Annotated in this window: 7 protein-coding genes; all 7 read right to left on the bottom strand. The window is 44.5% G+C overall.

Translation table 11 applies throughout. The annotated features are described in order from the left end of the window. Nucleotides 1-332: pyruvate formate lyase family protein (locus tag KGMB01110_RS15560; protein ID WP_279220935.1), on the bottom strand; the 332-nt coding region annotated here is incomplete at its 3' end. Then, a complete protein-coding gene (locus KGMB01110_RS14295) occupies nucleotides 329-1,807 on the bottom strand; it encodes a glycyl radical enzyme domain-containing protein (protein ID WP_279220934.1) in 1,479 nt (492 codons plus the stop codon). The genes KGMB01110_RS14295 and KGMB01110_RS15560, both read right to left, overlap by 4 nt. After that, nucleotides 1,807-1,983 carry a hypothetical protein gene (locus tag KGMB01110_RS14290; protein ID WP_243112875.1) on the bottom strand — a complete coding sequence of 59 codons (177 nt, stop codon included), beginning with the start codon at nucleotides 1,981-1,983 and terminating at the stop codon, nucleotides 1,807-1,809. Before KGMB01110_RS14290 ends, KGMB01110_RS14295 begins: the two co-directional genes overlap by 1 nt. Nucleotides 1,984-2,027: 44 nt before the next feature. After that, the gene (locus KGMB01110_RS14285) at nucleotides 2,028-3,404 is read right to left on the bottom strand and encodes a recombinase XerD (protein ID WP_243112874.1); all 1,377 of its coding nucleotides are present in this window, start codon (nucleotides 3,402-3,404) and stop codon (nucleotides 2,028-2,030) included. 11 nt (nucleotides 3,405-3,415) lie between these two features. Further along, on the bottom strand, nucleotides 3,416-4,534 hold the full coding sequence (locus KGMB01110_RS14280) for a tyrosine-type recombinase/integrase (protein WP_119298178.1): 1,119 nt from the start codon (nucleotides 4,532-4,534) through the stop codon (nucleotides 3,416-3,418). 169 nt (nucleotides 4,535-4,703) lie between these two features. Beyond that, complete coding sequence (locus KGMB01110_RS14275; RefSeq protein ID WP_119298177.1) at nucleotides 4,704-6,680, bottom strand: ATP-dependent DNA helicase; 1,977 nt, start codon at nucleotides 6,678-6,680, stop codon at nucleotides 4,704-4,706. 21 nt (nucleotides 6,681-6,701) lie between these two features. After that, entirely contained in the window at nucleotides 6,702-7,427 is a 726-nt protein-coding gene (locus KGMB01110_RS14270) for a DUF4240 domain-containing protein (RefSeq protein WP_118035266.1), read from the bottom strand. Between the last annotated feature and the right edge of the window lie 179 nt (nucleotides 7,428-7,606).

Here is a 7,606-nt window from a genome sequence, read left to right as displayed (position 1 = left end):
CCTTTTGCAACATATTCATAGACCTCATTTGCCATCGCATCCACATTATCCAGATCATTTCCGTATTTCTCGCAGTCCAGACAATCCTTTCTCAGCTTTTCACAGCCTTCAAAGTTCTTTAAGACTGCCTGTTCCATCTCTGTTAATGTATACTTCTTTTCTTCAAACACAAGCTTTTTGATTGCCCACAAAGAATCCGAAGTATTAATATTCCCATAGGTTTCACAGGTGCCACCCAGATATCGCACTCCTCCGTCCAAAAGAGCCTTGCCGCGCTCCAGACAGTCATCCATCAGAATACTGGTAAACAGGAAACTGACATGTTCATTCATGATCCTGTATGACTGAAACTGGCTTCTGCTGCCAGATCCATATAATAGTCCAGTACTTCTTTATACCCTGCAAAAAAGTCCTCAAAACTTTTTATTCCTTCCAGTTTCTTTGGCTTCAATTCTCCCAGTTTAAATTGACCATCCATCGGATCAATTCCCTGATTCATGTAAATTGTCAGAATCTTCAGCAGGTTGATACAGATATTGGGGGTTCCGGTACTCTGTCCCCAAATCACAAATTCCGTACATCCAAACGGTACATATCTCTTCGCAGTCTCTTCATCGACACGCATTCCGTAAGATACCGCCGGAATATTCACTTCATCATTATATAAAGTCGGATAGGTCGCACCTTTTCCCAGTGCTTCCATCACGTCTTCCCACACATCTTCCGGAGTATCTTTTTCCAGACGAAGTGTAAATTGCGGTTCCACATATTTTACGTTTTTGCACACCTTCATGGCGATGCGCATAAACTGATCTGCTTCTTTCGGATAGCGTCTTCCTTTTCCGCCCACAATCACACGGCCGTTCACCGTCGTCCTGCGGTTTTCGATCATCGTCCAGAGAGATTTCAGGTACCGGTACGCTTCTTCTTCCGATAATCTGCCCGCCTCCAGGTCTGCTGCCAGATATGGTCCCAGAAAATCATCCAGTCTTCCGTAATTAATCACACCCGCCAGCAATGCATACAGCCATAAGAGCTGCAACGCCTGATGAAATGTAACCGGCTTATGGTCTTTCAGGTATTCCAGACCATCTGCAATCCGCTGCAATTCCTGTCTTCTTTTCTGATTTGTTTCCGGGAGCTGCTCCATTTGCTGTAATGCCCGGTTTTTCAATGCTTCTGCACTTTCTGTCACAATCTCCAGACACTCCAGACAAGTCTGATAGAATTCATTTTCCGGATCTGCATTGATCTTTTTTTGAATCCGCTCCTTTAATCCCGGAATTCCCAACTCCAGCAGTAAATGATAATCCAACATCATTCCGGAAAGTCTTGCCGTAGCAATCATCGGATATTCCACATCAATGAATCTTCCGATTGTCGTCTCCGTCAGGATCTCTTTACAATACAGAACTTTCAGATCCTGATTCTCCCAATATCGATAAAGTTCTTCCACCCGATCTGAATATTCTTTTCCTTCTTTTTCGATTTCCCGTTGAAATGCCCGAAGTTTGTTAAAAACACAATAATGTCCGACTCCGCCTATGGAAGTAACGGTACCAAAACCGATCGGCAGAAAGTCCAGGCGTCCCGCGATCAGATCCTGTTCCTCAATCGAACGGAACAATGCCGGGAAAATCACCTTCAGGCACTCTACTTCTCTCCGCTCTTTGGATCGGTTTAAATTCGCCTTGTGAGTATCCGTATATTGCTCCATTCGTTCCAATTGCCAGATCAAGCTCTTTTCACATTTTATCTTTTTACTGACTTCTACGTTCTGACTTCCTTCTATATCAAATCTGACCATTATGACACCCCATTCTTTTTTCGGTCCATTCCATATTTTTCCAACATCGCAGCCCCGATGATCCCTGCATCATTTCCACATTCTGCCAGACGAATTTCCGGGACTCCAATCACATCAGCCGCATAAGTATTCTCCATAACTTTCTTTTTTAATGGAAGGAGCAATGTGTCTCCCACATTAGAAACTCCTCCGCCCAATATAATAATCTCCGGACGAAAGATCACGATAAAACTGGACATCGCACAGGAAGGTAATCCACATATTGTAAGAATACATTTTGTGCAACCTGATCTCCCATCTCATAAGCATCCCCTTTCAAGGTACAGACTTCGCTAACCCGCAAGCCCACACACCAGAGATGTAAAAACATCATTCTCAGATGTTCTGGAAACTGTGAAAGATTCTGTATGATTTCCATATACACGTCCTCTTCCACGCTTCTGTTGTGATGCACTGGAATCTCTTTTTCCCAGTAATAGGATGCATAAAACGGAACTTTTTTTATATATCCTTTTACTTCCAGAAACTTCATAAAAAACTGAATTGCGGTAACATTTGTATTAAATGTCTTTGCTCCCATTGATCCGTTCTGCAGATTTTTTAAATAAGTGTCTATCAGACCGGCATCGCACTCTGTCACATCTATCTGATGTTCATCGATCTCCTGCAAAAAGTTTCTGATTGTTCGGAATCTTTCATAAACGGTGCTGAGTGCCAGTTCCCCGATTCCTATTTCATACTTCATGTATTCCTGAAGCAGCCATCGGTTCTTGGGATACAAAACTTCCTGAAACGATATTCTTTCTATACTGTCACTTTGATTCCGTCGTTCTTTTGCAATATGAAACCGATCTAAGTACCAGACAGCCGCATCCCATCGGATTTCATCTGCCTGTACAAAAATCACTTTACGGGCAGTCTCCACAATTGTCCTCAGCCGTTTTCGCCGTTGTTCCTTTTCGACTTTCTGCTCCAGGTAGCTCTGAAATAATGTTTCCTGTTTCAGCTCCATCAGATGGATATCTGTGATCTGCTCCCGGATACAAAATTCATAAAAAAACTGTAGCCCGGTCAGTTTATATTCCCTCAGCTGTGAAACCTCATAATGTTCCAGAATATATTCCAGTACCGTAAAAATCTGGCGTTTCATTTTTTCACTGGCTGCCGCTTTAAAATTCCAAACCATATTGCTCCGACACCGTACCGTCTCTACGCTCTTTACTATTGTCTGCTCCGAATGGTATGGGACAAACAGGATTTCATTTTTATATTTCCATTCACATTCCCTCTGTCCTGCCGGAGTTTTCATTCGCACCCGGATGTACGACTGTCGTATCCGGTCGAATGTTCCGGTGTATCGGTAAAGGTATTTTTGCTTTATCAACGGTGTTATGTATGATTCAAATTTCTTTCGCAGTTCATAATCTATTTCCGAGAGACGTTCTACCATCTCATCTGCCAGAAACAACAGAATCTGTTCTGTAATAGAACTTCCTGCTTCCTCTTCTGCATACTCACGGACTTCCTTTCGTAGCTGCTCAATCCGCCTGCTCCGTTCCTCTTCTGCTTCTATAAAAGATTGTAAAAACGCAGGCATAAAACCACCTCCTATAGCAATTCCTCAATCCCATACAGTGAGGAATGTTTCTCATAGAATTCCTGGCTGGCATCAAGCAGTTCATCATCCACAATGTCCAGATAGTTGATGGTTGTCTGGATGTGGCGGTGTCCATAAGCCAGCTGTATCAGTTCCAGCGACCATCCTGCTTTTCTCCGCTCATTTCCAAAGTAATGCCGGAGCATATGAGGCGTGATCTTAATCCCGGTTTTCTTTTCCATTCTTTTCAGCATGGAATATACTGCTTCCACGTTCATTGGTTTTCCGATGTTATCCCCGGAAATATTCACAAACAGGCTTGTTTGGTGCTGAAGGAGTTTTCGGTACTCTGCAATATACAGATTTAAAAAATCGAAGGTATCTTTGCTGATCTTCGCACTTCGGTATTCTGCATTCTTGGCTCTCGCTCCATTTTCATTGTCCTCACGGAAATATACCCGGATTATGTGGTTCCGATAATCAATGTCCTTACTATAATCAATTCCCAAAATCTCACCGATCCGGTAGCCTGTCTCTGCCAGAAGCAGCATGAGAAGCCGATCTCTTATATTGGTACACGCTTTCAGGATTTCTACAATTTCATCTTTCTTTGCTGCCCTTGCCTTATGCTCTTCCTCTTTTAAATAGCCTTTGAAGCTCCTTGACCGTATGCTTTTCTTTACACCTACCGCATCGACTGCCATAAAATAATTATAGGACAGTGCTTTCAGTTCCCCGAACTGCTGGTACTCTTCTTCTATAAAAAGATAGAACCTGAACACATCTTTTAAGTATGCGTTGCAGGTTCCATTGTTCGGAGATCTGTGATTTTCATCTTGCGTATGTTTCCCAGCTTTCAGCCAGTATAAAAACTTTACAAAGTGTTCTGTCTGTTCGACATAAGGCATTTGATATATATCTATCAATTCCTGTTCTTTTTCATGGATGTATTCCAGATAATACAGGATGGAAAGTGCGGAGCGCCGTATCGTATTCGGCGAACATTTGCTCCGTATCTTGTGCATCAGATATTTGGTAGGAAGCAGGACAATGTCCAAAGTTTCTATATCTCTGATGAAGAAATAAACTGCAGAGCCTTCTCTTTCTGTTTCCAGCTCATATCTTCTCATTTCTGCTCACTTCCTTTCCTCTAACGCTATACACAGTATACCCAACTCATGCCGATAAAGCTATCACCAATACTACCAATTCGCTCCAAACCGCCCCTGAAATACCACTAAACTTTTTGTCCTGTCTGCTACCCGGATCTGGGCAGAACCAATAACGCCACGGATGTTCTCAGCTATAGTACCGCTCCACTTTCCGGCTTCGGATAAAATTTTCTACTTCTTCGATCCGTTCTGCCATCTGGCACTTTGGCAGTGCTTCCAGAACATCACTCCGATACCTGCCTTTCTTTGCTGTCCGGGGATCCAAAATGGACACAACGCAGGTGTCCTGCTCCGTGCGGATTGCCCGGCCGAATCCCTGCCGCAGCTTCTTCTGCATATCCGGGACAACAACATTTTGAATGTAGGATTCCAGTGATCGGTATTGTTCCCTTTGTGCTTCATGGATGGGGTCCGGTACAGCAAACGGCAATTTTACAATGATCAGGGACGATACCATATCCCCCGGAAAATCCACACCTTCCCAACAGGAGCCGGCTGCAAACAGAACGGCATTTTCCATCTTCTTAAACCGTGCGATTTCTTCCTGTGAGTTTCTCCATACCTGCACCATCGGGAACGGGATCTGATCCCGCAGGAGCTGCTGCACATTTCCCATCAGGGTATAAGATGTAAACAGTACCAGTGTATGCCCAAAAGTAGAACACACCAGATCACGGATCTGGCCTGCAAGTTGCTCGGCCTCTTCCCGGCTTCCCTTGAGCGTCGCTTTTAAATTCTCAGGAATATAAAGCAGACAGTTCTCTCTGTAACAAAATGGGGATTCTGCTACACACTCCCGGACTCTGCTTTTCTTTTCCAGCCCGGTCATCTGTCTGGTCCTTACAAACCCATTTCCGGCTTTTAAAGTTCCACTGGTGAGAATCGAGGGAAATCCCCTGTCCCATAAGGAATCATGGAGAAACCTTGGAATCTCTCTGCTAACAGCCATAAACACAGGATCTCCCCTGCCGTCTGGCTGAAGAAATAAAACGTATCTGGTATCCTTCTTCAGAAACCAGCCGAACAGCTCTTCCATCTCTTCCAGCCGCCGGAAGATCCAGTAAGGGACATTTCCAGCAAGTCTTTTAAGCATAAGACTGAGATTCCCCCTTACCTGCTCCAGAGAAGATCGGCACTTTGCCGGAAAATAGAAATTTTCTTTTCCAGCTATGTCATCTCCCATCCCGGCCTGATCCTTACGGATTTCCATTGAAAGTGTATTAAACCAATCCTGTAGTCTCTTACCTTCCGAACTTTTATGCTCCCTGTTTAAGAAATACGAGATTTCCTGCACGTCCTCTCTTCCAATACTTCTCCCATACATCTGGCTGGCAGCTTCCGGGAGCTTGTGGGCCTCATCCACGACCAGTGCCCTGTAATCTGCCAGAAGCGGCCGGTACCCATTTGCTCGGTGCATGGCATCTGCCAGAAGATAATTGTGATTGCAGATCTGTAAAAAAATGTCCTCTTTCCTGGAAGTGTCCAGATGCTTCTGATAACGGCACCCGGCTTTCCCCGGACACTCCTTGGGGCAGAATTTCGGTACGCACACCAGCCTGCGGTCAAAACCGCTCAGGTTATGTACGGAATCTAAATCAAAGTTATGCCGGAGGGACTTCAATGCCTCCATCTGTACCTGATTTTTATTCTTGTCCCGGACTGCCTCCAGTCTTTGGGCCAGCCTGTAATCACATACAAAATGTTCCTTTCCCTTGCGGACAACTGCCTTTAATTCTTCCTGAAGCAGATCTGCTTTTAACAGTACATCCGATAAGAAAGGAACATATTCCTCTATGATAGCTTTCTGTAAGGCAATGCTGGAAGTAGATACCACCACAGACCGTCTGTCACATCCCGAATAACCGGAATGCAGTACACTATATTTCCGCATCAGGATACAGGCCGTCAGATAGGCATAGGTCTTTCCAATACCCACTCCTGCATCACAGAGCGTAATCTCATTTTTCATAAGGGCATCCAGCATTTCATGGCAGAGACGGATCTGTTCTTCCCTTACATGAAGCCCGGCTTCCGGGAAAAGTTCCCGGAAAATCCTTTCCACCTCGCCATGTGCCCTTTTCTGATATTCATTTTTATAACACATTACTTCTCCTTGCCGGAAAGCTTATCTTACCATACCCTTATGGATGGATCGGACTGCTTCCGGTATATTCTGTCCCTGCTCCTGTATTTTCTTTATGGCAGCATTCCCTCTTGCCATCATCCTTCGGATATCCGTCCGGGAAACATTCCATGTCTTTACTTTCTGTGGTGCTTTCTTTACCTGCTCGGACAAATGGCATTCACAGAGTTTCGGATATACCACCATTGCTTCCGGCAATTCCAGCGGATACTCGATCATGGGATGGTACACAATATCCCTTACCACCTGCTCATAGCATTCCATCTGCATTCTTGCCGTACTGTCCTGGTAGATATTTTTCCCTTTCATGGCACTGTAAACCTGCGATGAGATATATCCCAATGATTCAAAACTACAGTATCCATAAGGAGTCACGCCGGAAAGGGAATCCGGATCTTTTAAAGCATTCAGATAGACTTCTTTTCCCTGGGCAATCAGCCACATCCGAAAATCAGAAAAACTATCATCACTGCACCCGGTTTCCATCATAACACCTGCCGCTGTCCACAAGCCATACTTATAAGCTGCATCCCGGTAACTGTAAACAAGATTGTGGAATTGGAGGACATCCTCCGGTGTCATATAGAAGAGCTGCTGCTTGATCCACACTGCCGAAGCATCCAGATCGGTGCCGCACACTTCCTTTGCTTTTTCAATCAGATTCCAGAATTGATCCTTGCTCATTCCACTTCTTTTTGTTTCTTCCATCTGTTCTCTCCCCTTGATGTGACGTTAATACCACAAGAATACGGCTGTAGTCTCCCACAGCCGCATGGTATCTGATATCAACGACACACTTCTTCATTGATTTCTTTTTTATCTTGCTGTTCCGCATTTGACCTCGCACCCCCGGAACTATCCCTGTATTTCTTCTGGGAAAGGGGACA

Source organism: Mediterraneibacter butyricigenes (genome assembly GCF_003574295.1).
In the GTDB taxonomy this organism is placed as follows: domain Bacteria; phylum Bacillota; class Clostridia; order Lachnospirales; family Lachnospiraceae; genus Mediterraneibacter_A; species Mediterraneibacter_A butyricigenes.
The sequence above is the reverse complement of the archived record's forward strand: the minus strand, read 5'-3'. Positions and strand labels throughout refer to the sequence as shown.